Raw genomic sequence first — 22,635 nt, 5'->3', positions numbered from 1 at the left:
GTAGAGCAACTGACTTGTAATCAGTAGGTTGGGGGTTCAAGTCCTCTAGCCGGCATCATTTAGGGGCATAGTTTAAAGGTAGAACTGAGGTCTCCAAAACCTCCAGTGTGGGTTCAATTCCTACTGCCCCTGTAAAGTATGGGCCTATAGCTCAGCTGGTTAGAGCGCACGCCTGATAAGCGTGAGGTCGATGGTTCGAGTCCATTTAGGCCCACCATAATTATTCCGCAGTAGCTCAGTGGTAGAGCTATCGGCTGTTAACCGATCGGTCGTAGGTTCGAGTCCTACCTGCGGAGCCATGGCCCGTTGGTCAAGTGGTTAAGACACCGCCCTTTCACGGCGGTAACACGGGTTCGAATCCCGTACGGGTCATAAAAAAAGAGTCAGCATATTGCTGACTCTTTTTTATTATGTATAAGCCTCTTTTTATCACCTTATTTTCCTGAAATAAATAAAGGGATTTAGGAAAAGCTATGGTATGTATTAAAAGGAGGAGATGAAAAATGACGCAAGTTAGAGAACTTATGAGTACTCATATCGTACATTGTACACCATTAGACAATGTATATGAGGCAGCTGTAAAAATGAAGGAAGAATCGGTTGGATTGATTCCTGTTATTGAAAATAAACAAGTTGTTGGGCTTGTTACTGATCGAGACTTAGTTGTTCGTGGGATTGCTGAAAAACATCCTGGATCTAATCAAATTACAAATGTAATGACAACAAACATTGTTTCAGTTTCTCCAGATGATTCTATTGAAAAAGCTACAGAATTAATGGCACAATATCAAATTAGACGGTTACCGGTTGTTGAGAGCGGTCAACTTGTTGGGATGCTAGCACTAGGTGATTTAGCTATAAGAAAATCAGCAGATGATCAAGCAGGGTTTGCTTTAAGTGAAATCTCAGAGCATATGGAATAAATTATGTATAAAGATCAGATACATTATTCTAGTATATACGGATTAAACTAATATGTTAGCGTGATGTATCTGAGACATTATATAATAAGTATAGAGTCAATATTTTTGACAGTTTTTTTAAATTTGTCATTCCTAATTTTTAATAAGAGAAAAAATGATATACTGAGAGATATAAGTGTTATTATAGAATTTGAATATAACAATATTTATCGTTAATGATGTAATAATGAATTAATATTTCCTACGTAGATAAAGTGAAACTTTAATTATTGGGGGGTGTCCATCCCCCAATAATTATTAGTTGAACCAATCGGGCTTTTATGGGCAGTTTTATCTCCCTCCTAACTTCCTCGCATTCGCAGAATTTTGAGGTGGGAGTCTTACTGCCCGCAAATAGCGGGATAAAAAGGGAAGGGGAATTATATGAGGGCTGTACAGGGCGATCCAAATTGGAATTTGGTTACAGATACATATATAGAACCAAATAATTTCGCTGAGTTATTTTCTTTGCTTGTACCTTGTCATCCAAAAGGTGAAGGGAAAGAGCGAACTATATTAGTATGGAAAGAAAAAGAATTTTATAAAGAAGAAAATTTAGCGCCATTTATCGTATATGGCATGAATAAAGTAAAGAATTTACCGCAGTTTCATAAAGATGAAATTCCAACTCTAGTACGTATTCTTCGTTTATGTCAAGAGATTGGTTGGTATGAAGAGGCAAATGCTTTTATGATAACCCAAGGGCTAGATGAATTTGTCCGAACTTCATTGGAGTATGAAACATGGGATCTTTTGACGAAAGCAGTTGCTTTAAACTATTTAATTATTAAATATCGTATTGGCGAATTAACAGCTGAGGATGTAGAAATTTGGGATCGAGTTAAATTTAGTGAGAAATGTATAACAGATTGCAAACATCTATTATCTCATAAAGAAGTATTTGAATTTACATTCTTTTATATGTGTAAGCGAGCGAAAACACTGTCAAAAGAGAAATTAAATAGTGATATGATGAGTCTGGCAATGTATTGTAATACTTTTGTGTATGATTTATATACACATGACTTATTACGAAAGTATCGTAAGTGTACAGACTTCCTATCATATTATGGACCTAGTCAAGCAGTTTTAGCTTGTCAAAGAGCTGTACTTTCACAAATTTCCGATCGATTAGACCCTTTAAAGACAACTCATGTAGATGATTATTTATATGTGATGAAAGAAATGATGGAGCATATGACGATAGGGGTAATGGATCGGTATGGTCATTTTATTGGAAAGCTACTATCATATGTACCATTTTTCGAAATGATCCAAGTTCCACAGCATGCATATTATTGTGAAGAATTACTGTATATTTGTAAGGGAATTGAATACAAAGAAGAAATACTACGCAATTATATATTTATACAATTACATGATTGTTTACCATCATTCTTTAAACTATTTCTTAAAAATAAGCGTTATGCAACGATTCATGATATTCTTTTCTATTGGTGCGACGATGAACAAAGAATGAGCTTAGAGAAAAAATATAATCTTAGTTTCATTTATGAAAAATATGCTTGTGGATAAACCATATTTTACATATTAAAAATTAATATAAATTAAAAAGGATCTCAAGTTTATGTGAGATCCTTTTTTTGTTAGTAAAGCAAGGAGAAAGTAACTAAGATAAGAAATAACATTCCATAAAGGAGAAATTGTGCAGTATAACTTCCTTGTATACCAAAAAAAGTATTCATTTTTTCATATAAATTCAATATATATTTCATTGGATTATCTTTGAAAGATTGGTACACAGTGTCTCCTCTTTCTAAGCTTCTTGTTCATGTTTTTGGTTATTAGGAACATGAACGTATCTAGCTATGAATAATAAAACACCTATAAAGAATACAGGAAGTACGGTAGATAAATAAAAACCATTACTAATTATATTTGTTATAAGAGCACTTAAAAGAAAAATTACATTATAAATATGGGCAATTTTTTGTTTTAGCCGCATTTGTAATGCTTCCATAATGATTTCTAAAGCAACAAAAGCAATAATAATAGATAAAAATACAGTGTTCGTATTATAAATGATTAAACAATAGATTAAACCTAAAAAGGCCAGGTATTCAATAAAGAGAGGTATATTGCGTGGCATATAATTTACCTAACTAAATATGGCAGTGGGTTTACTGCATTTGTTTTTTCAAAATTCCATTCCCCATTATGTAATTCAAAATGGAGATGTTGCCCGTATGAATGACCTGTGTTTCCCATATGACCTACTAATTGTCCAGTTTGTACTTGATCACCAGCTTGTACAGTGCGATCCTTCATATGAGCATAAACTGTTGTATATAATTTCCCATTTATTTGATGGGCGATGAACACGACATTGCCGTAGCTAGCCGAATAATAAGATTTCACAACCTTACCTGCAGCAGCAGCTTGAATAGAGACATTTCCTTGTGCTGCTATATCTATCCCATAATGCATTTGCTCCCAGCGCATATCAAAAGTGGAGCTGATTTTCCCTTGAGTAGGGAATTTGAAAACTGCTGGAATTGATGCAGGTGGAGCTGTTTTAGCGTGTGCTTGATTTTGATTTTGCACTACATAGTGTTTTGCTACATATCCGTATCCTGTGCCAAAACGAATTTTATACCAAGTACCCACCGTTTCTACTACTTGTACTTGTGTACCATTTTGTAATGAGCCAAGTAGAGTGCCACTTGTGCTAGCATTGCTACGTACATTTAATTTTGGTGTTGCAACAGTATACGAAGGAGAACCTTGTACTGTTACACCTTTTACTAGAGGTGTGGATCCATTAGATACAAATGTTTTTTGTACGTAACCAATTTGACCGTTATGTAATATTTTGTACCAATCTCCTTGTTCACCTTGAATGGTAATGAATTGACCATTTGGTAATATATCTAGAATAGAAGACTCTGTATTAGGTTCAGAACGAACGTTTAATGCGTTTGCATTTACGATATATTGAGACTTTGGTTGAACATTTTTTTTGAATAGAATTGCATCTTTTTTCATATAGCCTGTTTTGTTGCTAACAGATACTTTATACCAATCTTGAACTGTTTCAAGAATAGTAACCGGGCTATTAAATCGAATGGTATCAATTATTGCACTGTCTGTATGGCTATTTTGATGTAGTGCAACGTTGTCAATTTTTACATATCCAGTTTTTACTGTAGATGGTTGCTTAGCAGCCGCTGTTTGTATATCGGATTCTCCCATAGAAGGAAGTAAAGAAGCAATTGCGATAGTAGTTGCTGTTAAAGCTGTGGCTTTCATATTCATGTAATAAAGACCTCCTCTAGTTGTATAGTTGTAATTTTATTATAGTATAAAGATATAATATATTGGTCGTATTCACATAAATGTAATATGAAATCAATAAAAATAATGTCAGAAGAGAGATTCGTATATAAATATTGTATATATCATTTGTGAGATCGCATTTATATTTGTTTAACATGTTAAGAATTAATTCTCAATTAAGAAAATTAAAACAGTTGATGATGTCTTATGACGGTGTTATACTGACAGTGATAATTTTATAGTTTGCTAGGAGGGCTGGTGTTGCCAGCTGAGAGTAGGGCCGTAAGCCTTTGATCCTTTTTATTACCTGATCTAGATTATGCTAGCGTAGGGAAGCAATTCGGACATTAACAATGAGTCCCCGTTTCTTTGCGTATAGAAACGGGGCTTTTTTATTTGAAAATTTCATATTAACACCACTAGGGGTGCTTTTCGTGCTGAGAGAGGAATAATCCTTAACCCTTACAACACCTGATCTAGATAATACTAGCGAAGGGAAGTGGAACAACGAATAAATTATAATTTTATTTGCTGTAACCACTTCTTTTATACAGAAGTGGTTTTTTTATTGAGATAAATAGATATATAGGAAGGGGAATTATTAATGAAATTTTGTGAAAGATTATTTGATACGGTGCAGCCTGTTTGGGAGAAAAGTCATAATCATCCGTTTGTAGTAGGTATGGGGGATGGTACGTTGGAAAAAGACAAATTCCAGTACTATATTATTCAAGATTATTTATATTTGTTAGATTATGCAAAGCTATATGCAATTGGGGTTGTAAAGGCAACGAATCCACAAGTTATGGCAAAATTTGCAGAGCAAATTGATGGGATTTTAAATGGTGAAATGACGATTCATAAACAGTATGCAAAAAGACTTGGCATTTCTGTACAAGAGATGGAATCTGCGAAACCATCTGCTAAAAATTTAGCATATACAAATTACATGATGTCTGTATCTCAAAATGGCACAATTGCTGAATTAATATCAGCTTTACTTCCATGTATGTGGAGTTATTGGGAGATTGGAAAGCGTTTAAATGATATTCCTGGAGCAAGAGATCATGAGTTCTTTGGAGAGTGGATTCAAGGATATAGTTCTGAAGAATACGGTAACCTTTGTATTTGGTTAATAGATTTATTAAATGAATTGGCAGTTGGAAAGTCAGAGAAAGAGCTAGACCGATTAGAGGAGATTTTCTTATATTCCAGCCGATTTGAATATTTATTCTGGGATATGGCTTATCGTAAGGAGATGTGGGGTTTTGAGGAGCAAGAACATACTACAGTTTCATAATGTTTCCTTTCATTATGATGAGAAACCAATCATCAATGAATTAAATGCTTCTATACAAGATAAAGAGTTTGTAAGTATTATCGGACCGAGTGGATGCGGGAAAAGTACTTTATTTCGCCTTATTACAGGCTTAGAAGAGGCAAGTAATGGACAGATAGAGCTGACAGAAACAAAGAGTCATTCTGTAGGGTATATGCCCCAAAAAGATATGCTCTTGCCGTGGAGGACGATTATTGAGAATGCGGCCCTGCCGCTAGAGTGCCAAGGTGTGCAGAAGAAAGAAGCGCAAGTAAAAGCGAAAGAACTGTTACATAAATTTGGTTTACAAGGGTACGAGAAAAAATATCCGAAAGATTTATCTGGTGGTATGAGGCAACGCGTATCTTTTATCCGAACTTTATTAACAGGCGGGGAGATATTATTGTTAGATGAACCGTTTAGCGCATTGGACGCTTTAACGAAGGCATCTTTGCAAGAATGGTTGTTTGAACAATGGAAAGAGTGGGAAAAAACAATTTTATTTATCACTCATGATGTTGAAGAAGCATTGTTTCTTTCTAATCGAATTTTGGTTGTAGAAAATCAACCGATAGCAACTTTAACTGAGCGAATTGTGCCGCTTGATCGTAACCGAACAAGAAAAGATTTATATAAGCCTGAAGTGTTAGCGCTTAAAGAAGAGCTCCTTAGTATGTTACAAAGGCAGGTACTCGTATGATGAATCGCTTGAAGGAGTTATTACCTGCCCTTATATTAAGTGGAATTTTACTTGCTCTGTGGGAAGTAGGAGCAAGAATTGTAGATGAGATGTACATTTTGCCATCACCTTCTGCAATTGTAATGAAGATATGGGCGCTGAAAGATATATTATTTACGGTTCATTTACCTGCAACGTTATACGTCGTTTTAATAGGCGTTGTTATTTCTATCGTACTGGGCGTAGGGCTAGCAATGTTAATGAATGCGAGTACGTGGATGGAAAGAGCATTTTATCCGTTATTAGTTGCTTCACAAACAATCCCGATCACTGCGCTTGCACCGCTCTTCGTTTTATGGTTTGGATATACCATCTGGAGTAAGGTTGTTGTTACCGTTTTAATTACGTTTTTCCCAATTGCGGTCAATACGTATGATGGACTGCGCAGTACGAAAAAAGAATGGGAGGAGCTATTAGTTACATATGGTGCAACGAAAAAAGATGTTTTTCTAAAGCTAAAGTTGCCATCTGCTCTTCCTTACTTTTTTTCAGCGTTAAAAATTGCGATACCACTTAGCGTTATTGGGGCAGCGATTGGTGAATGGCTCGGTGCACAAGCTGGGCTTGGATATTTCAGTAAAAGAATGATGACGCAGTTAGACGGAGCTGGTGTATTTGCACCAATTGTATTGTTATCATTATTAGCTATTTTCTTCGTCATACTTGTTTCGATATTAGAAAAGAAATTTATTAGTTGGAGGAAACATTCATGAAATTATTAAAACGCATCTTTGTGTTTACATTATTAGTTGCAATTATTGCAGGATGTTCGAGTAACTCGGCATCAGATAAGAATAAATCAGAAAAAGAAATAACAGTAATGCTTGATTGGTACCCGAATGCGGTACATAGCTTTATTTATACGGCAATTGAAAAAGGATACTTTAAAGAAGAAGGAGTCAAGGTGAATATTAAATTCCCTTCTAATCCGACTGATCCATTAACGCTAGCGGCAGCAGGGAAAGTGACAGTTGGTTTGTATTATCAACCAGATGTTGTCATGGCAAAAGCAAATGAACAAATTCCAGTGAAATCAATTGGAGCTGTCGTACGTTCACCGTTAAATCATGTTGTATCACTGAAGTCAGCAGGCATTCAATCGCCAAAAGATTTAGAGGGGAAAACAGTTGGATATTCTGGAACACCTTTAAGTGAGATGTATTTAAAAACGATGGTAAAAGAAGCTGGTGGTAATCCAGATACAGTGAAAGTAGTCGATGTTGGCTTTGATTTAGTACCAGCATTAATTACGAAAAAAGTGGATGCGGTAACAGGGGCATACATTAACCATGAAGTACCTGTTATGCGTCATGAAGGTCATGAACCAGCATACTTTAATCCAGCAGATTATGGTGTACCGAACTATCATGAGCTTGTGTTTGTAACGGGTGATAAAACGTTGAAAAAAGATAAAGAAGCATTGCAAGCCTTTTTACGTGGGGCACAAAAAGGGTATGACTTTATGAAGAAAAACCCTGATGAAGCATTAAATATTTTATTAGATCATCAAGAAAAAGAAAACTTCCCGCTTGTACCAGAAGTTGAAAAAGAAAGCATGAAAATTTTATTAGAGAAGATGGAAACGAAAGATGAGCCATTCTTATCGGATTCAAAAGAGTCTTGGGAGAAACAAAACAAATGGTTGAAAGACAAAGGAATGACGAAAGAAATCGTACCAGCCGATGAATTATTTGAAAACATTTTAAAGTAGGCGAATGAATATGAAAAATGAGCTCCATGTAATCTCAAATGGCCATATGCCATTCGAAGAGTTAGTGAATGTAGCGATGCAAATTGAGAGTGAGATTGATTATTTGCATATTCGTGAGCGTGAGAAGAGTACGAAGGAATTGTATGAAGGTGTGGAAAGTCTTTTAAAAAAAGGCTTTCCGCCATCTAAGCTTGTTATAAATGATCGAATTGATATCGCCATTCTATTAAATATTCCTCGTGTTCAACTAGGATACAGAAGCGCAGATGTAAGGTTAGTGAAAGAAAAATTTTCTTATTTGCATGTCGGTTATTCAGTACATTCGCTAGATGAAGCGATAGTAGCATTTAAAAATGGAGCAGATTCACTCGTTTATGGTCATGTATTTCCGACAGATTGTAAAAAAGGTGTGCCAGCGAGAGGATTAGAAGAAATTGCTCATATGGCAAGTTGTTTATCCATACCAATAACTGCAATTGGTGGGATTACCCCTGAAAATACAGTTGATGTTCTTGCAAATGGTGTAAGTGGCATTGCTGTTATGTCCGGGATTATAAGCAGTAGTAATCCGTATAGCAAGGCGAAATCTTATAAGGAATCAATAAGAAAGTGGGCGGAAAAACATGTGTAAGAAGTATGATGTAGCGATTATTGGCGGAGGTGTAATTGGTAGTTCAGTTGCACACTTTCTAGCAGAAAGAGGGCATAAAGTAGCGATTGTAGAGAAGCAAAGAATCGCATCTGAAGCTTCGAAAGCAGCTGCTGGTTTGCTTGGTGTTCAGGCTGAATGGGATGCATATGATCCGTTGTTTGAGCTTGCTAGAGAAAGCCGTGCTATATTTCCACAACTTGCAGCAGTTTTACGTGAAAAAACAGGCATCGATATTGGGTATGAAGAAAAGGGCATTTATCGCATCGCTCAAAATGAAGATGAGAAGAAAAGAATTCTTCATATTATGGATTGGCAGCAGAAAACAGGTGAAGATTCCCGATTTCTAACGGGGGACCATTTACGGGAAAAAGAGCCGTTTCTTTCCGAGTCAATTATAGGAGCGGTATATTATCCGAAAGATGGTCACGTTATTGCACCAGAGCTTACGAAAGCATTCGCACACTCCGCGGCATTTTCTGGAGCTGACATATATGAACAAACAGAAGTGTTTGATATTCGTATTGAAAATAATAAAGTGACTGGAATTGTTACGAGCGAAGGTGTTATCACATGTGAAAAAGTTGTTATTGCGGGTGGTTCATGGAGTACGAAATTACTACATTATTTCCATAGTGATTGGGGCACGTATCCTGTGAAGGGTGAAGTTGTTGCAGTAAGAAGCAGGAAACCTCTGTTGAAATCTCCTATTTTCCAGGAGAGGTTTTATATTACGCCGAAGCGCGGTGGCCGTTATGTGATTGGGGCAACGATGAAGCCTCATACATTTAATAAATCTGTACAACCAGAAAGTATTACTTCCATATTAGAGCGTGCTTATACAATATTGCCTGCTTTAAAAGAAGCAGAATGGGAAAGTACGTGGGCTGGGTTAAGACCGCAGTCTAATCATGAAGCTCCTTATATGGGAGAGCATGAAGAAATAAAAGGTTTATATGCTTGTACTGGACATTATCGAAACGGCATTTTATTAAGTCCTGTTTCTGGTCAGTATATGGCTGATTTAATAGAAGGAAAGCAGGAGAATCACTTGCTAGATTCATTGCTTTCTAAAACGGTTTAGAAAGGGGATGGAAGTTTGAATTTAAAAATTAATGGTAACCAAATTGAAGTACCAGAGAGTATAAAAACAGTAGCTGGGCTACTTACACATTTAGAGTTAGATAACAGAATTGTTGTAGTAGAACGTAATAAAGATATTTTACAAAAAGATGATCATAACGATACATCTGTTTTTGATGGGGACCAAATTGAGATTGTAACTTTCGTAGGAGGCGGTTGATTATGTTAAACATTGGACAATTTTCATTTCATTCTAGACTTTTATTAGGAACAGGGAAATTCCCTGATTTTGATGTGCAGCAAAAGGCAATTGATGTTTCTGAGGCTGAGATTTTAACATTCGCAGTACGTCGTATGGATATATTCGATGCGAAGCAGCCTAATTTATTAGAGAAACTTGATGTGAAAAAATATACGTTATTACCGAATACAGCAGGAGCAAAAAATGCTGAAGAAGCTGTTCGTATTGCAAAATTAGCAAAAGCTTCTGGACTTTGTGACATGATAAAAGTAGAAGTTATTGGTGATGATAGAACGTTATTACCTGATCCAGTAGAAACGTTAAAGGCATCTGAAATGTTACTAGAAGAAGGATTTATCGTTCTACCATACACATCTGATGATGTTGTATTAGCTCATAAATTACAAGAACTTGGTGTACACGCGATTATGCCAGGAGCATCACCGATTGGTTCAGGGCTTGGTATTGTAAATCCATTAAATTTAAGTTTCATTATTGAACAAGCGACAGTACCAGTTATCGTTGACGCTGGTATTGGTAGTCCAGCTGATGCAGCATTTGCAATGGAATTAGGAGCAGATGGTGTGTTATTAAATACTGCAGTATCTGGAGCGAACGATCCTATTAAAATGGCATATGCAATGAAATTAGGTATTGAGGCAGGACGATTAGGGTTTGAAGCAGGTCGTATTGCACGTAAACGTTGTGCAACAGCAAGTAGTCCTTTAGAAGGAATGAGCGTAGTTGAATAATCGATATTCTCGCCAAGAGCTATTTTCTCCAATTGGGGAAGAAGGGCAACAAAAGATAAGGACAAAGCATGTACTTATTATCGGTGCAGGCGCATTAGGTAGTGCAAACGCAGAGATGTTTGTAAGAGCAGGCGTTGGTCAAGTAACAATTGTTGACCGTGATTATGTCGATTGGAGTAATTTGCAAAGACAACAATTGTATGCAGAGAGTGATGTAGAGAATAATCTTCCGAAGGCTGTAGCGGCAAAAAAACGTCTAGAAGAGGTTAATAGTGAAGTAAGAGTAGAAGCTCTCGTTCAGGATGTAACGGCTGAAGAGTTGGAAGAACTCGTTACAAATGTTGATGTAATCATCGATGCGACTGACAATTTTGAAACACGTTTCATTGTGAATGATATATCGCAAAAATATTCTATTCCATGGGTTTATGGGGCATGTGTAGGGAGTTACGGTCTTTCTTATACTATTCTTCCAGGAAAAACGCCATGTTTATCTTGTTTATTACAATCGATTCCGCTTGGCGGAGCGACATGTGATACAGCGGGGATTATATCGCCTGCTGTGTCTCTTGTCGTTTCTCATCAAGTAACGGAAACACTTAAACTGTTAGTAGAAGATTATGACTCGCTTCGAGATGGGCTTGTATCATTTGATGTATGGAAAAATGAATATTCATGTATGAATGTGCGAAAGCTTCGTAAACATAATTGTCTATCGTGTGGTGAACAGGCAGTATATCCATATTTAAATAAGGAAAACACTTCAAAAACAGCAGTGTTATGCGGGAGAAATACAGTTCAAATTAGACCACCTCATAAAGAGGAAATGGATTTTGAACAATATAAAAAATTGCTGAATGATCGCGTGAATGATTTGAATGTAAATCCATATTTATTATCATTTTCGGTTGAAGAAAAGAGATTAGTTGCTTTTAAAGATGGCCGTGTACTTGTACATGGCACGAAAGATATAAGCGAAGCGAAAACAATTTATCATCGCTATTTTGGGTAGAAAAGGATGAGTGGGATGAAAGTGAATAAAGCTTTAACAATTGCAGGGTCTGATAGCGGAGGCGGCGCTGGGATTCAGGCGGATTTAAAAACATTCCAAGAGCTTGGTGTGTATGGAATGACGGCTATTACAGCAATTACTGCTCAAAATACGCTTGGCGTTCAAGGGGTATATCCTGTTTCTTTAGAAGGGATTACGGAGCAGCTGAATTCAATTGGTACGGATTTAACGCCAGATGCTGTGAAACTGGGAATGTTATTTAGTAGTGAAATTATTCAAATTGTGGCAGAGCATATTAAGAAATTTGGCTGGAATAATATTGTGCTAGATCCTGTTATGATTGCTAAAGGCGGTGCGTCATTATTACAACAAGAAGCAGTACAAGCATTAAAAGAATATTTATTGCCAGTAGCAACTGTTGTCACACCGAATGTTCCTGAAGCAGAAGTGTTAACTGGAATGGAGATTCATAATGTAGAAGATAGTAAGGAAGCTGCAAAAGTATTGCATGAATTAGGGGCTAAATATGTGCTTATGAAGGGCGGACATGCAGAATATCAAGGTAATGAAGTAATTGATTTACTCTTTGATGGTGAGCAGTTTATTGAATTTAGAAGTGAACGAATTCCTTCGAAGCAAACGCACGGAAGTGGGTGTACATTTGCTTCAGCGGTTACAGCAGGACTTGCGAAAGGCTACTTGATGGAAGAGGCAGTTCAAGAAGCAAAACGATTTATTAGTATAGCAATTGAAGAGCCATTGAATATTGGAAGTGGTCATGGGCCGACGAATCATTTTGCATATAAATTGAATAAGACGCATGTATAAAGATACGAGAAGCCAGTTTGTTAACTGGCTTTTTTTGTGTTTACTTTTTCCAAATACAGGAGTAATATATCAGCCAGAATACATTTTTTGTAATACGCTGAGTCCAAATGTATGGAGCGGAGGAACCAATTTGTGCGTCGTCACTAGGGGTGAATCTTTCAATGTTGAAAGTAGGGCTACTCTCAAAGTCCGAATCCGACAGCTAACTTCGTAAGCGTCTTGAGAGAGGACGGTGCCATGATGGATACATCACTTCATCGGTCTGATTAGTATAGGAGAATATCAATCTATGTTTGAGTTCTTTTATGCTAAGGAGGATGAGGTACATGGAACTAACACTTATTTGTGTTGGAGAAAAAAACAAGGTAAAGAGTTTAAGAGAGCTAGTAGCATTTCAGCATGAGTTAATTATTTTTACAGCCAATGAAGAGATAGCGGCTGAAGTTAGAGAGTATGGGTTTGAATCAGCTTATAGCTGTAATAAGGAGAAGGATTTTACTAGTATTTTCACACGTATTAAGAAGGTGATTTTACTAGGGGATGAGCTTCCGATAGTTAGTTTCTTCACAGAACACATTCGTTTTTCTTTTCAAGCGCCTATTACTGTTGTTACAAAGAATAAACGCTATCCGGCCAGGTTCTATGAAACAATTGGAGCTAAATTTGTAGTGTTTACGAACTGTGATAATATTTCTTTTTTATTTTTTGAATAAGGTGGGGGAAATGAAGATGAAAGTGTTGTTACTAGGAGATATAGCGAATCGTTGGGCGATATCGGTAGAGAGAGTTCACGAATTGGTAGTGCTCGATCCTCTTTTTCCAGGTCCATATATTATATTACCATCAAAAGATGTTTTGTATTTAGAGGCGGATATTACCGAATATGAGCAGTTACATGCGGAATTATCACAAGTTTATATTCGAGGGAGAAATTTGCGTGGAGAATAAAGGTTGAATGAAAAAAGAGCGAATGCTGAGTGCAACAAGCTATGCACTTCATGTAATTCGCTCTTTTTATTTCGTATTTAAAAGATCATTTCTGTGAAAAAGAAAGGAAAGACGAGAAAACAGATGAAAAAATATTAATAACAACTAATGTAAACGCTTAAATAGATGGATATTTTCTTATTTTCAGTAATTTACCCCTTTACAAGTTAAATTTAGAGGAGTATATTTACTCTCATAAATCATTCGTAAAATTTCCAAAAAAAACCTAAAATCGCTGAGTTCCAGAAATGGAGCGGGGGAACCAATTTTGTGCATTGTCACTTGGGGTGAATCTTTCAATTTTGAAAGTAGGGCTACTCTTTAGGCCCGAATCCGACAGCTAACCTCGTAAGCGTTTAGAGAGGAGGTTTACTTTGTGTTGTTCGTTTCGAACACTAAGTAGAGCTTAGTGTTCTTTTTTTGATAACTAGATGGTAAAATTTAACAAAAGTGAGGGGTAGTTATGTTAGATGTTGTAATGATCGGTATTTTTGTTGGGTTAGTCGCATCGATGGCAAGTCTTGCAAGTTGGTCAGATAAAGTTGTGAAAGAAGGGAAGCAATCATGATGATTGCCTTATCGGTTATTGTTGCAGCGATTACGGTGTACTTAGTATACGCATTATTAAATCCAGAAAAGTTTTAATTAGGGGGAATCATTCATTATGATTTGGTTTGCAGTCGTTATTACAATGCTCTTGTTTATTTTAGTAGCAAAGCCAACGGGGATTTATTTAGAGAAAGCCTTTCAAGGTAGCAAGAAGCTAGATAAAGTATTCGGGCCTTTTGAGAAACTTATTTTTAAAATTACAGGTGTAAAAGGATACAATCAAACGTGGAAACAGTATGCATTATCATTAGTTCTACTCAATGGATTTATGATTGTCGTCGTATATTTCATTTTCAGATTACAAGGTGTATTGCCATTAAATCCAGCGCATATTGAAGGGATGGAGCCTACGCTCGCTTTTAATACAGCCATTAGTTTTATGGCTGATACAAACTTACAACATTACAGCGGTGAAAATGGTTTATCTTATTTATCACAATTAATCGGGATTACATTTTTAATGTTTGCGGCACCAGCAACGACGTTAGCCATCGTTATGGCATTTATAAGAGGGCTCGCTGGAAAAGAACTTGGTAATTTTTTCGTTGATTTTACGAGAGCGTTAACGAGAGTTTTTCTTCCTATCGCATTTATTGCGGCGTTAGTCTTTGTCGCACTTGGTGTACCACAAACGTTAGATGGGGCGGTTACAGCACAAACAATTGATGGTGCGAAGCAAAGTATTTTACGTGGTCCAGTTGCATCATTCGTTTCCATTAAGGAACTTGGAAATAACGGCGGAGGATTTTTCGGAGCAAACTCTACACATCCTTTCGAAAATCCAGGGCAAATGAGTAATATTTTGCAAATGATGCTTATGATGTTATTGCCAACAGCACTTCCATTTACGTACGGAAGAATGGTAGGAAATAAAAAACAAGGACGTATCCTTTTCGTTTCACTATTTATGGTGTTTTTACTCGGATTTATAACGATTACTACATCTGAATTAAATGGTAATCCGGCATTAAATGGAATGGGTATCGAACATGTACAAGGAAGTACAGAAGGAAAAGAAGTGCGATTTGGAACAGTATTTTCTTCACTATACGCAACAGTAACGACAGCTGCTGAAACAGGGGCCGTTAATACGATGCATGATACGTTAACACCAATTGGCGGATTAGTACCACTCGTAAATATGATGTTGAATACAGTATACGGTGGTGTTGGAGCGGGCTTTATTAATATTATTATGTATGCAATTATTGCAGTCTTTATATCTGGATTAATGGTCGGAAGGACACCAGAGTTTTTAGGTAAAAAGATTGAAGGTAAGGAAATGAAATTAATTGCAGTAACGATTCTATTTCATCCATTACTTATTTTAGGATTTTCAGCATTAGCTCTTTCAACAAGTTTAGGAACGGATGCGATTTCTCACTCCGGTTTTCACGGTTTAACGCAAGTTGTATATGAATACACATCGTCAGCTGCGAATAACGGATCTGGATTTGAAGGATTAGCAGATAATACACCGTTTTGGAATATTACGACTGGTTTAGTTATGTTTTTAGGACGTTATTTCAGTTTAATTACGATGCTAGCTGTGGCAGCTTCATTGAAAGAGAAGACGGTAGTACCAGAAACAGTCGGAACGTTCCGTACGGATAATGGTTTATTTGGAGGAATCTTTATTGGAACGATTGTAATTGTTGGTGCGTTAACATTTTTCCCGATGTTAGTACTCGGCCCAATTGCAGAATTTCTTACATTGAAGTAATGGAGGGTAAATGATGAGACCGGTAGTAGTAAAAGAAAAACAAGTAAATCAGTCACAAATACATGCTGTAGAAGATGAAGTTAGACAAGCGAAAACGATGGATCGTGATATCGTGACACATGCGATGAAACAATCCTTTGCGAAATTGAACCCGAAAGTAATGATAAAGAATCCGATTATGTTTGTTGTGGAAATTGGATTTATCATTACGTTAATTTTATCCTTTCTTCCAAGTATTTCTAGTAGTGTACCAGGATGGTTTAATATAACAGTTTCTCTTATTCTATTATTTACAGTTTTATTTGCTAACTTTGCAGAAGCGTTGGCTGAAGGTCGTGGTAAAGCGCAAGCCGATTCTTTAAAACAATCGAAGAAAGATGTGTTTGCAAACGTTGTAAAAGAAAATGGAGACATTGTTCAAGTTTCAGCAACTGATCTGAGAAAAGGTGACGTTGTTATTGTAAAACAAGGAGAAATGATTCCGAATGATGGTGAAGTAATTAAAGGATTAGCGTCTGTAGATGAATCTGCAATTACAGGGGAATCAGCTCCTGTAATAAAAGAGGCGGGTGGCGATTTTTGTTCAGTAACAGGCGGTACGATGGTCGTAAGTGATGAGATTACGATTGTAATTACGAGTAACCCTGGCGAATCATTTATTGATAAAATGATTTCTTTAGTAGAAGGAGCTGCGCGTCAAAAAACGCCGAATGAAATTGCCTTAAACACAGTATTAACGAGTTTAACTCTAATTTTCTTAATCGTCGTTGTGACGTTGCCGATTTTTACAAACTATTTAGGGTTTCAAATTGATACAGCTGTACTTGTAGCATTGTTAGTTTGTTTAATTCCAACGACAATTGGTGGGTTATTATCAGCGATTGGTATTGCTGGGATGGACCGCGTAACAAAGTTTAATGTATTAGCGATGTCAGGGAAAGCAGTAGAAGCTGCGGGCGATATTAATACGATTATTTTAGATAAAACAGGTACGATTACTTTCGGGAACCGGATGGCACATACACTGCTACCAGTAGGAAATGAAACGATTGAGCAAGTAGGAAAATGGGCTGCGATTAGCTCAGTTTTAGATGAAACACCAGAAGGTCGATCTGTTATAGAATATGTACAAACGAAATCTATATCATATAATAGAGAAATTGCAGAACAAGGTGAATTTGTTCCATTTAAAGCAGAAACAAGAATGAGCGGTGTTGATTTACAGGATGGAACGAAAGTGAGAAAAGGTGCTGTTGGTGCCGTGATTGAATGGGTTCAATCGCAAGGCGGGATGATTCCAAAAGATATGAATCAAAAAGCAGATTTGATTTCAAAAGAAGGCGGAACACCACTTGTAGTTGCAGTAGACAATCGTATTTACGGTTTAATATATTTAAAGGATACAGTGAAACCTGGTATGCGTGAACGTTTTGAACAATTGCGCCAAATGGGGATTAAAACGGTTATGTGTACAGGTGATAATCCGTTAACAGCAGCAACAATTGCAAAGGAAGCAGGAGTAGATGAATTCGTTGCTGAGTGTAAACCAGAAGATAAAATTGCGGTTATTAAAGCAGAGCAAGACAAAGGGAAACTTGTAGCGATGACAGGTGATGGTACAAATGATGCCCCGGCATTAGCGCAGGCGGATGTTGGATTAGCGATGAATAGTGGTACGACAGCTGCGAAAGAAGCAGCGAATATGATTGATCTAGATTCGAATCCAACAAAAATCATTGAGGTTGTAGGAATTGGTAAGCAATTGTTAATGACGCGTGGTGCGTTAACAACGTTTAGTATTGCAAACGATATAGCAAAATACTTTGCAATCATTCCAGCGATGTTTACATTAGCAATTCCGCAAATGGAAGCATTGAACATTATGAAATTAACATCGCCACTTTCAGCGATTTTATCAGCATTAATATTTAATGCAGTTATTATTCCACTACTAATTCCGTTAGCGATGAAAGGTATTGCGTATAAACCGATGAGTTCTAATGCATTGCTTAGCCGAAACTTACTCATTTATGGGCTTGGTGGAGTTATCGTTCCATTCATTGGAATTAAAGCAATTGATATGATTGTCGGCTTGTTCATATAAGGAAGAGGGGAAAAAAGATGGCGAAAAAACAAAGTATACTTTCACCAATTATTCGTATTACTTTTACATTTCTAGTTTTGTGCGGCCTCGTATACCCGCTTATTGTAACTGGTATTGCGCAAGCGGTAATGAAGGATAATGCGGATGGAAGTCTTATATATAATGATAAAGATGAAGTAGTTGGTTCAAAATTAATCGGTCAAAATTTCACAGATCCACGTTATTTTCATGGACGTGTCTCTAGTATAGAATATAAAGCAGAAGCATCTGGTTCAAATAACTATGCACCGTCTAATCCAGATTTAGCAAAACGAGTTGAGAAAAGTATTGATGACTGGAAGAAACAAAACCGGGCCATTCCAGTTACAGAAGTACCAATAGATTTAGTGACGAATTCAGGTTCAGGGCTTGATCCTGACATTAGTCCGAAGGCGGCTTCTGTACAGGTAGATCGCATCTCGAAATTAACGAATATTCCGAAAGAAAAGCTAGATCAATTGATTAAGGATCAAACAGAAGGAGCTGCACTCGGTTTATTTGGAGAGGATCGTGTAAACGTCTTAAAGCTAAATTTGGAATTGCAGAAATTAATGAAATAGTAACAGTGCTACCTCAATCTAACGGATTGAGGTAGCGTTGTTTCGAAAGAAAGGTTGTGAGTGTTTTGTATGCGGATGACTATAAACCGACGTTTCAAAGGCGAACGCCAGAAGAGTATTTAGAATATATTCGGCAGCAAAATCGCGGAAAGTTAAAGCTATACGTAGGGGCTGCACCTGGAGTTGGGAAAAGTTATAAAATGCTATTTGATGCAAGAGAGATGAAAAAAGACGGTATTGATATTGTAGTTGGTTTAATTGAAACACACGGTAGAAAAGAGACGGAAGAAGCAATTGCTGATTTAGAAAAAGTTCCTTTAAAAGAAATAGATTATAAAGGGAAAGTATTTTATGAACTTGATGTAGAAGAAATTATAAAGCGGGCACCACAAATTGTTGTTGTGGATGAACTTGCGCATAGTAATATTCCCGGATCGAAAAATAAGAAACGTTACATGGATGTGCAGGAATTGTTAGATGCCGGTATATCTGTATTATCAGCGTTTAATATTCAACATTTAGAAAGCGTTCATGATATTGTAGCTCAAATTACGAATGTCAAAGTACGAGAGCGTATTCCAGACTTTATTTTACAAAAAGCAAATGAAATTCAGCTTGTTGATGCAACACCTGAGGTACTCCGGAAGAGATTAATAGATGGAAAGATATATAAGGAAGAAAAAATTCAACAAAGCTTACAAAACTTCTTTACGATAAATAATTTAGGGGCATTAAGAGAGTTATCACTTCGAGAAGTTGCAGATGATATGGATGAGAAAATTAGCCAAACAGTAATAGAACCGATCGGTGTGAAAGAAAAAATTCTCGTTTGTGTACAATACAGTTCAACAGCAGAGAAATTAATACGGAGAGGTTGGCGCATGGCTGATCGGCTAAATGCTGAATTGTATGTGTTAAACGTTGAAAGAGAAAATATAGATTCTATTTCAGCAGGCAAAAAGCAAACGATTGAAGAATGGAAATCGCTAACGAATCAATTTGATGCGAGCTTTGTATTAGAAGAAGCAAAGGGAAGAAAGCCCGCTGATGTTATTATCGAAGTTGCAAAAAGACTACAGGTGACACAAGTTTTACTTGGGCAATCGGCGAGAACACGGTGGGAAGAAATACGAAAAGGTTCTATTGTAAATGAAATTATGAGACAAACGAAGTATATTGATATTCATATCGTTGCTGATCAAAGAGCTTAAGAGACCATCTATAGGTCTCTTAAGCTCTTTGTGCAGCATGGGAATGTAGCATTTTCATTGCGTGTAAAACTATAAGTAGAAATATAATTGCCCCTAGGAAGAAAATCCAAAAGTAATTTTGATTAAATAAAAGAAACCCACCTACAATAGGCCCTGTACCCATACCAAGATAGCGAATGAAGTTGTACATACCGATGGCAGTTGCGCGTTCTTGTACGAATTCTTCCGTTAATAAAGTAGTGTGAGTCGGCATAGAAAGTCCCATACTAAAACCGTATAAAGAGGTAACGATAATTACGGATGGGATATTGATGCTATATGTGAAAGAGAATAAAGTGACACATATAATGTTGAAGAAACTAGTGATGAATAAAGCCTGCTATGTTGTGAAATGTTTTTGCAAAAATTTGTAGCAATAGCTTCCTAACATAAGAGAAAGGGACATCGGTACAAACATAAGACCAATTTCGCTTGCGCTTAGATGAAATATATTTGTTAATATGCTAGGTAAAAAAACGAGGAAACAGAAATATATACAAAATTGAATAAAGCCAATAAGTGTAATGGAAAATCCAGTTTTATTTTTTAAGATAAGCCAGTAATTCTTTTTTGCTTTAGGTTTCTCAATTACATTTGGTTTTGTTTCTGGAAGTAGTGAAATGTTTATAATTAATAAGATGATGCCAATTGTAGATAAAAAAAGAAATACAGATAATTGGCCATTTATACTGCCGAGATAGCCACCTATGAGAGGACCGATTGCAGGTGCGAGAGCAAGTAACATTTGATAAAGGCTCATCGCTTCTCCGCGTTCTTTTCCTTCAAATAAATCACCGATAATCGTTGCTGCAACTACAGGTATAGCCGCTATTCCTATAGCTTGAACAGCTCTAAAAAATAGAAATAAGTAAATGTTTGGTGAGAAAGCACAACCAATTGAGCCGATTGTACTAATGATTAAACTAGGGATAAGGACAGATTTTCTTCCCTTTGTATCAATTAAAGGTCCGTATATGAGCTGCATAACCGCAAGAACGAATGTGAAAAGTGAAACGGTTAAATTTACAAGATAAAGAGAAGTATGAAACGAATTTTGAATCATCGGCAAGATAGGTGTATAAATATTTTGAGCGAAGGAACCGAGTAAGGCACTCATACAGACAACATATAAAATGAAATTCAGTTTGGTTTTTTCCATAATGTTAACCTCCTTGTCATTTGGTTTCCTTGGAAACTAAATTAATTTTAACATGATTTTCTCACTTGTAAAGATGAAAAAATGATTTTAAAATGGTATATAGTTAAATTGTTTCTTTGGAAACTTAGGAGGCGAATGGATTGGAACGTACAGCGAAACAAATGGAAATACTTTCGGATATTCGTACACTTTTTCATAAAAAAGAAGAGCATTTGAAAGAAAATAATGAGAAGTTTCTTCGTGAGACAGGTGTAAGTGGTATGTCTTTATCTGAGTTACATGTTATCGAGTGTATCGGAAAAAATGGTCTGATGAATGTAACTGCTATTGCAACAGAAATGGGAATGACGAAAGGCGCAATCTCTAAAATTTGTACAAAGTTGTTTCAAAAGCAATTCATTGAGAAAATGCAAATGTTAGATAATCAAAAAGAAATTTTCTTCCGCTTAACGGAAAGAGGAAATGAAATATATAAAGCTCATGAAAAATTGCATAAACAAGCTGAAGAAAAGTGGCTGTTACTTTTAGATGGATATACGAAAGAAGAGCAAGATTTTATTCAAAGGTTTATAAAGGATGTCTCTGGTCATTTGGAAATATAATTGGAAGAAAAACCCCCTCCATTTCAAGCCTTTTCAATATAATTTCTGAAAGAACTCATATATAATAGAAAAAGATACTTAACATAGTGAATAATTAAAGAGTCAATATATATAAAGAGGAGAGAATAACATGCTTGAAAATACGGGGTTAGTATTAGAAGGCGGCGGTATGCGTGGTGTATATACGGGCGGGATATTAGAATATTTTATGGAACAAGATTTATATTTTCCATATGTAATTGGTGTATCAGCTGGTGCTTGTCATGCAGCGTCGTATCTTTCCAGACAAAGAAATAGAAATAAAACAGTAAATATTGATTATGCATCACATCCGCAGTATTTATCGTATAAAAACTTGTGGAAAAAACGTCAGCTATTTGATATGGAATTCATTTTTCATGAAATTCCAGAAAAGCATGTACCGTTTGATTTTGAAACATACTTTAATAGTCCAGAGCGTTTCCTTGTAGGAACAACTGATTGTGAAACAGGACAGTCTGTTTATTTTGAAAAAGAGGGAACGAATGATGATGCACTAAATTTATTGCAAGCATCTAGTTCATTACCTTTCATTGCACCGGCAGTAAACTACCGAGGTAAGCAATTGTTAGATGGCGGGATTTCAGATCCGATTCCAGTTCGTAAAGCAAAGGAAGATGGATTTAAAAAATCAGTCGTTATTTTGACGAGAAATCATGGTTACGCGAAGAAAAAATCAAAATTTGGTTGGATTGCAGCAAAGGCTTATAAGAAGTATCCAAACCTTGTAAATACGATGCTGAATCGTTATGAAGTGTATAATGAAACACTTCACTACATTGAAAAAGAAGAGCAAGCTGGTAATTTATTTGTTATTCGCCCAGAAGTGCCGCTTCAAGTAGATCGTATGGAAAAGGATACGGCTAAATTACAAAGTTTATATGAGCAAGGCTATGAAGATGCAAAGAGACAATTTGCAGATTTACAGGCGTTTTTGCAAAAATAATAATTAGGCTGTGGAGAAGGAGTTC

24 protein-coding genes, 4 tRNA genes, 1 pseudogene and 4 riboswitches are annotated in these 22,635 nt (G+C 36.3%); of the genes and pseudogenes, 26 read left to right on the top strand and 3 right to left on the bottom strand.

Annotated features, from left to right (window positions below; translation table 11 throughout):
- Positions 1-61: 61 nt before the first annotated feature.
- The 6 genes from CQ058_RS16445 (at position 62) to CQ058_RS16420 (ending at position 2,498) form a co-directional block, all read left to right on the top strand.
- Positions 62-132: transfer RNA gene (locus tag CQ058_RS16445), tRNA-Trp, on the top strand.
- Positions 133-140: 8 nt separating this feature from the next.
- Positions 141-217, top strand: a tRNA-Ile gene (locus CQ058_RS16440).
- 7 nt (positions 218-224) lie between these two features.
- A tRNA-Asn gene (locus CQ058_RS16435) sits at positions 225-299 on the top strand.
- A 1-nt stretch (position 300) separates the two neighbouring features.
- Positions 301-372 (top strand) — tRNA-Glu (locus tag CQ058_RS16430).
- Between the two features lie 131 nt (positions 373-503).
- Positions 504-923: a CBS domain-containing protein gene (locus CQ058_RS16425; RefSeq protein WP_002010634.1), complete on the top strand. Its 420-nt coding sequence runs from the start codon at positions 504-506 to the stop codon at positions 921-923.
- A gap of 423 nt (positions 924-1,346) precedes the next feature.
- Positions 1,347-2,498, top strand: a complete 1,152-nt coding sequence (locus CQ058_RS16420) for a DUF3965 domain-containing protein (RefSeq protein WP_105589880.1) — start codon at positions 1,347-1,349, stop codon at positions 2,496-2,498.
- 241 nt (positions 2,499-2,739) lie between these two features.
- On the opposite strand, the gene CQ058_RS16410 is transcribed toward CQ058_RS16420, so the two are convergent.
- Together CQ058_RS16410 and CQ058_RS16405 are read right to left on the bottom strand one after the other, a co-directional pair.
- Positions 2,740-3,072, bottom strand: coding sequence for a hypothetical protein (locus CQ058_RS16410; protein WP_002188351.1), 333 nt, complete (start codon positions 3,070-3,072; stop codon positions 2,740-2,742).
- Between the two features lie 5 nt (positions 3,073-3,077).
- A complete protein-coding gene (locus CQ058_RS16405; RefSeq protein ID WP_002188352.1) occupies positions 3,078-4,238 on the bottom strand; it encodes an SH3 domain-containing protein in 1,161 nt (386 codons plus the stop codon).
- Positions 4,239-4,497: 259 nt separating this feature from the next.
- Positions 4,498-4,610: riboswitch (TPP riboswitch) on the top strand.
- A 60-nt stretch (positions 4,611-4,670) separates the two neighbouring features.
- Positions 4,671-4,774: riboswitch (TPP riboswitch) on the top strand.
- An 89-nt stretch (positions 4,775-4,863) separates the two neighbouring features.
- Between CQ058_RS16405 and tenA the strand changes: the two genes are divergently transcribed.
- The 18 genes from tenA to kdpDN all read left to right on the top strand — a co-directional run bounded on the left by tenA (position 4,864) and on the right by kdpDN (position 19,825).
- A complete protein-coding gene (gene tenA, locus CQ058_RS16400; protein ID WP_105589879.1) occupies positions 4,864-5,559 on the top strand; it encodes a thiaminase II in 696 nt (231 codons plus the stop codon).
- On the top strand, positions 5,528-6,277 hold the full coding sequence (locus CQ058_RS16395) for an ABC transporter ATP-binding protein (protein ID WP_105589878.1): 750 nt from the start codon (positions 5,528-5,530) through the stop codon (positions 6,275-6,277). The genes tenA and CQ058_RS16395 overlap by 32 nt, the downstream gene beginning before the upstream one ends.
- Complete coding sequence (locus CQ058_RS16390) at positions 6,277-7,029, top strand: ABC transporter permease (RefSeq protein ID WP_002029858.1); 753 nt, start codon at positions 6,277-6,279, stop codon at positions 7,027-7,029. The genes CQ058_RS16395 and CQ058_RS16390 overlap by 1 nt, the downstream gene beginning before the upstream one ends.
- Entirely contained in the window at positions 7,026-8,027 is a 1,002-nt protein-coding gene (locus CQ058_RS16385; RefSeq protein ID WP_002188354.1) for an ABC transporter substrate-binding protein, read from the top strand. The genes CQ058_RS16390 and CQ058_RS16385 overlap by 4 nt, the downstream gene beginning before the upstream one ends.
- 10 nt (positions 8,028-8,037) lie before the next feature.
- Positions 8,038-8,658, top strand: a complete 621-nt coding sequence (gene tenI, locus CQ058_RS16380) for a thiazole tautomerase TenI (protein ID WP_002193340.1) — start codon at positions 8,038-8,040, stop codon at positions 8,656-8,658.
- The gene (gene thiO, locus CQ058_RS16375) at positions 8,651-9,760 is read left to right on the top strand and encodes a glycine oxidase ThiO (RefSeq protein ID WP_002188359.1); all 1,110 of its coding nucleotides are present in this window, start codon (positions 8,651-8,653) and stop codon (positions 9,758-9,760) included. Before tenI ends, thiO begins: the two co-directional genes overlap by 8 nt.
- Before the next feature lie 15 nt (positions 9,761-9,775).
- Positions 9,776-9,979, top strand: a complete 204-nt coding sequence (gene thiS / locus CQ058_RS16370) for a sulfur carrier protein ThiS (protein WP_002010653.1) — start codon at positions 9,776-9,778, stop codon at positions 9,977-9,979.
- 2 nt (positions 9,980-9,981) lie between these two features.
- Complete coding sequence (gene thiG, locus CQ058_RS16365) at positions 9,982-10,752, top strand: thiazole synthase (protein ID WP_002188361.1); 771 nt, start codon at positions 9,982-9,984, stop codon at positions 10,750-10,752.
- Complete coding sequence (locus CQ058_RS16360; RefSeq protein WP_002125334.1) at positions 10,745-11,764, top strand: thiazole biosynthesis adenylyltransferase ThiF; 1,020 nt, start codon at positions 10,745-10,747, stop codon at positions 11,762-11,764. Before thiG ends, CQ058_RS16360 begins: the two co-directional genes overlap by 8 nt.
- A gap of 15 nt (positions 11,765-11,779) precedes the next feature.
- Complete coding sequence (thiD, locus tag CQ058_RS16355; RefSeq protein WP_002125335.1) at positions 11,780-12,592, top strand: bifunctional hydroxymethylpyrimidine kinase/phosphomethylpyrimidine kinase; 813 nt, start codon at positions 11,780-11,782, stop codon at positions 12,590-12,592.
- 85 nt (positions 12,593-12,677) lie between these two features.
- Positions 12,678-12,825: riboswitch (cyclic di-AMP (ydaO/yuaA leader) on the top strand.
- Positions 12,826-12,918: 93 nt separating this feature from the next.
- The gene (locus tag CQ058_RS16350; protein ID WP_105589877.1) at positions 12,919-13,305 is read left to right on the top strand and encodes a hypothetical protein; all 387 of its coding nucleotides are present in this window, start codon (positions 12,919-12,921) and stop codon (positions 13,303-13,305) included.
- Positions 13,306-13,321: 16 nt separating this feature from the next.
- The gene (locus CQ058_RS16345) at positions 13,322-13,540 is read left to right on the top strand and encodes a hypothetical protein (RefSeq protein WP_181150768.1); all 219 of its coding nucleotides are present in this window, start codon (positions 13,322-13,324) and stop codon (positions 13,538-13,540) included.
- Positions 13,541-13,802: 262 nt separating this feature from the next.
- Positions 13,803-13,948, top strand: a riboswitch (cyclic di-AMP (ydaO/yuaA leader).
- A gap of 94 nt (positions 13,949-14,042) precedes the next feature.
- Entirely contained in the window at positions 14,043-14,147 is a 105-nt protein-coding gene (locus CQ058_RS16335; protein ID WP_000887888.1) for a SipW-dependent-type signal peptide-containing protein, read from the top strand.
- On the top strand, positions 14,144-14,224 hold the full coding sequence (gene kdpF / locus CQ058_RS16330) for a K(+)-transporting ATPase subunit F (protein ID WP_000972378.1): 81 nt from the start codon (positions 14,144-14,146) through the stop codon (positions 14,222-14,224). The genes CQ058_RS16335 and kdpF overlap by 4 nt, the downstream gene beginning before the upstream one ends.
- Before the next feature lie 19 nt (positions 14,225-14,243).
- On the top strand, positions 14,244-15,911 hold the full coding sequence (gene kdpA, locus CQ058_RS16325; RefSeq protein WP_105589875.1) for a potassium-transporting ATPase subunit KdpA: 1,668 nt from the start codon (positions 14,244-14,246) through the stop codon (positions 15,909-15,911).
- Between the two features lie 13 nt (positions 15,912-15,924).
- Complete coding sequence (kdpB, locus tag CQ058_RS16320) at positions 15,925-18,015, top strand: potassium-transporting ATPase subunit KdpB (RefSeq protein ID WP_002188363.1); 2,091 nt, start codon at positions 15,925-15,927, stop codon at positions 18,013-18,015.
- Positions 18,016-18,032: 17 nt separating this feature from the next.
- Positions 18,033-18,614, top strand: a complete 582-nt coding sequence (gene kdpC, locus CQ058_RS16315; protein ID WP_002125346.1) for a K(+)-transporting ATPase subunit C — start codon at positions 18,033-18,035, stop codon at positions 18,612-18,614.
- Positions 18,615-18,670: 56 nt separating this feature from the next.
- Complete coding sequence (kdpDN, locus tag CQ058_RS16310) at positions 18,671-19,825, top strand: KdpD-like non-kinase potassium sensor (RefSeq protein ID WP_087946251.1); 1,155 nt, start codon at positions 18,671-18,673, stop codon at positions 19,823-19,825.
- A gap of 19 nt (positions 19,826-19,844) precedes the next feature.
- Here the strand turns inward: kdpDN and CQ058_RS16305 are convergent.
- A pseudogene (locus tag CQ058_RS16305) lies at positions 19,845-21,023 on the bottom strand (MFS transporter).
- Between the two features lie 140 nt (positions 21,024-21,163).
- Between CQ058_RS16305 and CQ058_RS16300 the strand changes: the two are divergent.
- Together CQ058_RS16300 and CQ058_RS16295 are read left to right on the top strand one after the other, a co-directional pair.
- Complete coding sequence (locus tag CQ058_RS16300) at positions 21,164-21,625, top strand: MarR family transcriptional regulator (protein WP_105589874.1); 462 nt, start codon at positions 21,164-21,166, stop codon at positions 21,623-21,625.
- A 130-nt stretch (positions 21,626-21,755) separates the two neighbouring features.
- Entirely contained in the window at positions 21,756-22,610 is an 855-nt protein-coding gene (locus CQ058_RS16295) for a patatin-like phospholipase family protein (protein ID WP_002125352.1), read from the top strand.
- Positions 22,611-22,635: the final 25 nt, after the last annotated feature.

Source organism: Bacillus sp. MYb56, assembly GCF_002976445.1.
GTDB classification, from domain to species: Bacteria; Bacillota; Bacilli; order Bacillales; family Bacillaceae_G; genus Bacillus_A; species Bacillus_A mycoides.
Note: the sequence above shows the minus strand (reverse complement) of the source record. Positions and strands in the feature narration are given on the sequence as shown.

Coding starts and splice junctions, on each gene's coding strand:
- CQ058_RS16385 (WP_002188354.1), top strand. CDS start 7,026: ATGAAATTATTAAAACGCATCTTTGTGTTTACATTATTAGTTGCAATT.
- CQ058_RS16390 (WP_002029858.1), top strand. CDS start 6,277: ATGAATCGCTTGAAGGAGTTATTACCTGCCCTTATATTAAGTGGAATT.
- CQ058_RS16410 (WP_002188351.1), bottom strand. CDS start 3,072: ATGCCACGCAATATACCTCTCTTTATTGAATACCTGGCCTTTTTAGGT.
- kdpC (WP_002125346.1), top strand. CDS start 18,033: ATGGCGAAAAAACAAAGTATACTTTCACCAATTATTCGTATTACTTTT.
- kdpA (WP_105589875.1), top strand. CDS start 14,244: ATGATTTGGTTTGCAGTCGTTATTACAATGCTCTTGTTTATTTTAGTA.
- CQ058_RS16420 (WP_105589880.1), top strand. CDS start 1,347: ATGAGGGCTGTACAGGGCGATCCAAATTGGAATTTGGTTACAGATACA.
- CQ058_RS16335 (WP_000887888.1), top strand. CDS start 14,043: ATGTTAGATGTTGTAATGATCGGTATTTTTGTTGGGTTAGTCGCATCG.
- tenA (WP_105589879.1), top strand. CDS start 4,864: ATGAAATTTTGTGAAAGATTATTTGATACGGTGCAGCCTGTTTGGGAG.
- thiD (WP_002125335.1), top strand. CDS start 11,780: ATGAAAGTGAATAAAGCTTTAACAATTGCAGGGTCTGATAGCGGAGGC.
- CQ058_RS16350 (WP_105589877.1), top strand. CDS start 12,919: ATGGAACTAACACTTATTTGTGTTGGAGAAAAAAACAAGGTAAAGAGT.
- tenI (WP_002193340.1), top strand. CDS start 8,038: ATGAAAAATGAGCTCCATGTAATCTCAAATGGCCATATGCCATTCGAA.
- CQ058_RS16405 (WP_002188352.1), bottom strand. CDS start 4,238: ATGAATATGAAAGCCACAGCTTTAACAGCAACTACTATCGCAATTGCT.
- CQ058_RS16425 (WP_002010634.1), top strand. CDS start 504: ATGACGCAAGTTAGAGAACTTATGAGTACTCATATCGTACATTGTACA.
- kdpB (WP_002188363.1), top strand. CDS start 15,925: ATGAGACCGGTAGTAGTAAAAGAAAAACAAGTAAATCAGTCACAAATA.
- CQ058_RS16345 (WP_181150768.1), top strand. CDS start 13,322: ATGAAAGTGTTGTTACTAGGAGATATAGCGAATCGTTGGGCGATATCG.
- thiO (WP_002188359.1), top strand. CDS start 8,651: ATGTGTAAGAAGTATGATGTAGCGATTATTGGCGGAGGTGTAATTGGT.
- thiG (WP_002188361.1), top strand. CDS start 9,982: ATGTTAAACATTGGACAATTTTCATTTCATTCTAGACTTTTATTAGGA.
- kdpF (WP_000972378.1), top strand. CDS start 14,144: ATGATGATTGCCTTATCGGTTATTGTTGCAGCGATTACGGTGTACTTA.
- CQ058_RS16295 (WP_002125352.1), top strand. CDS start 21,756: ATGCTTGAAAATACGGGGTTAGTATTAGAAGGCGGCGGTATGCGTGGT.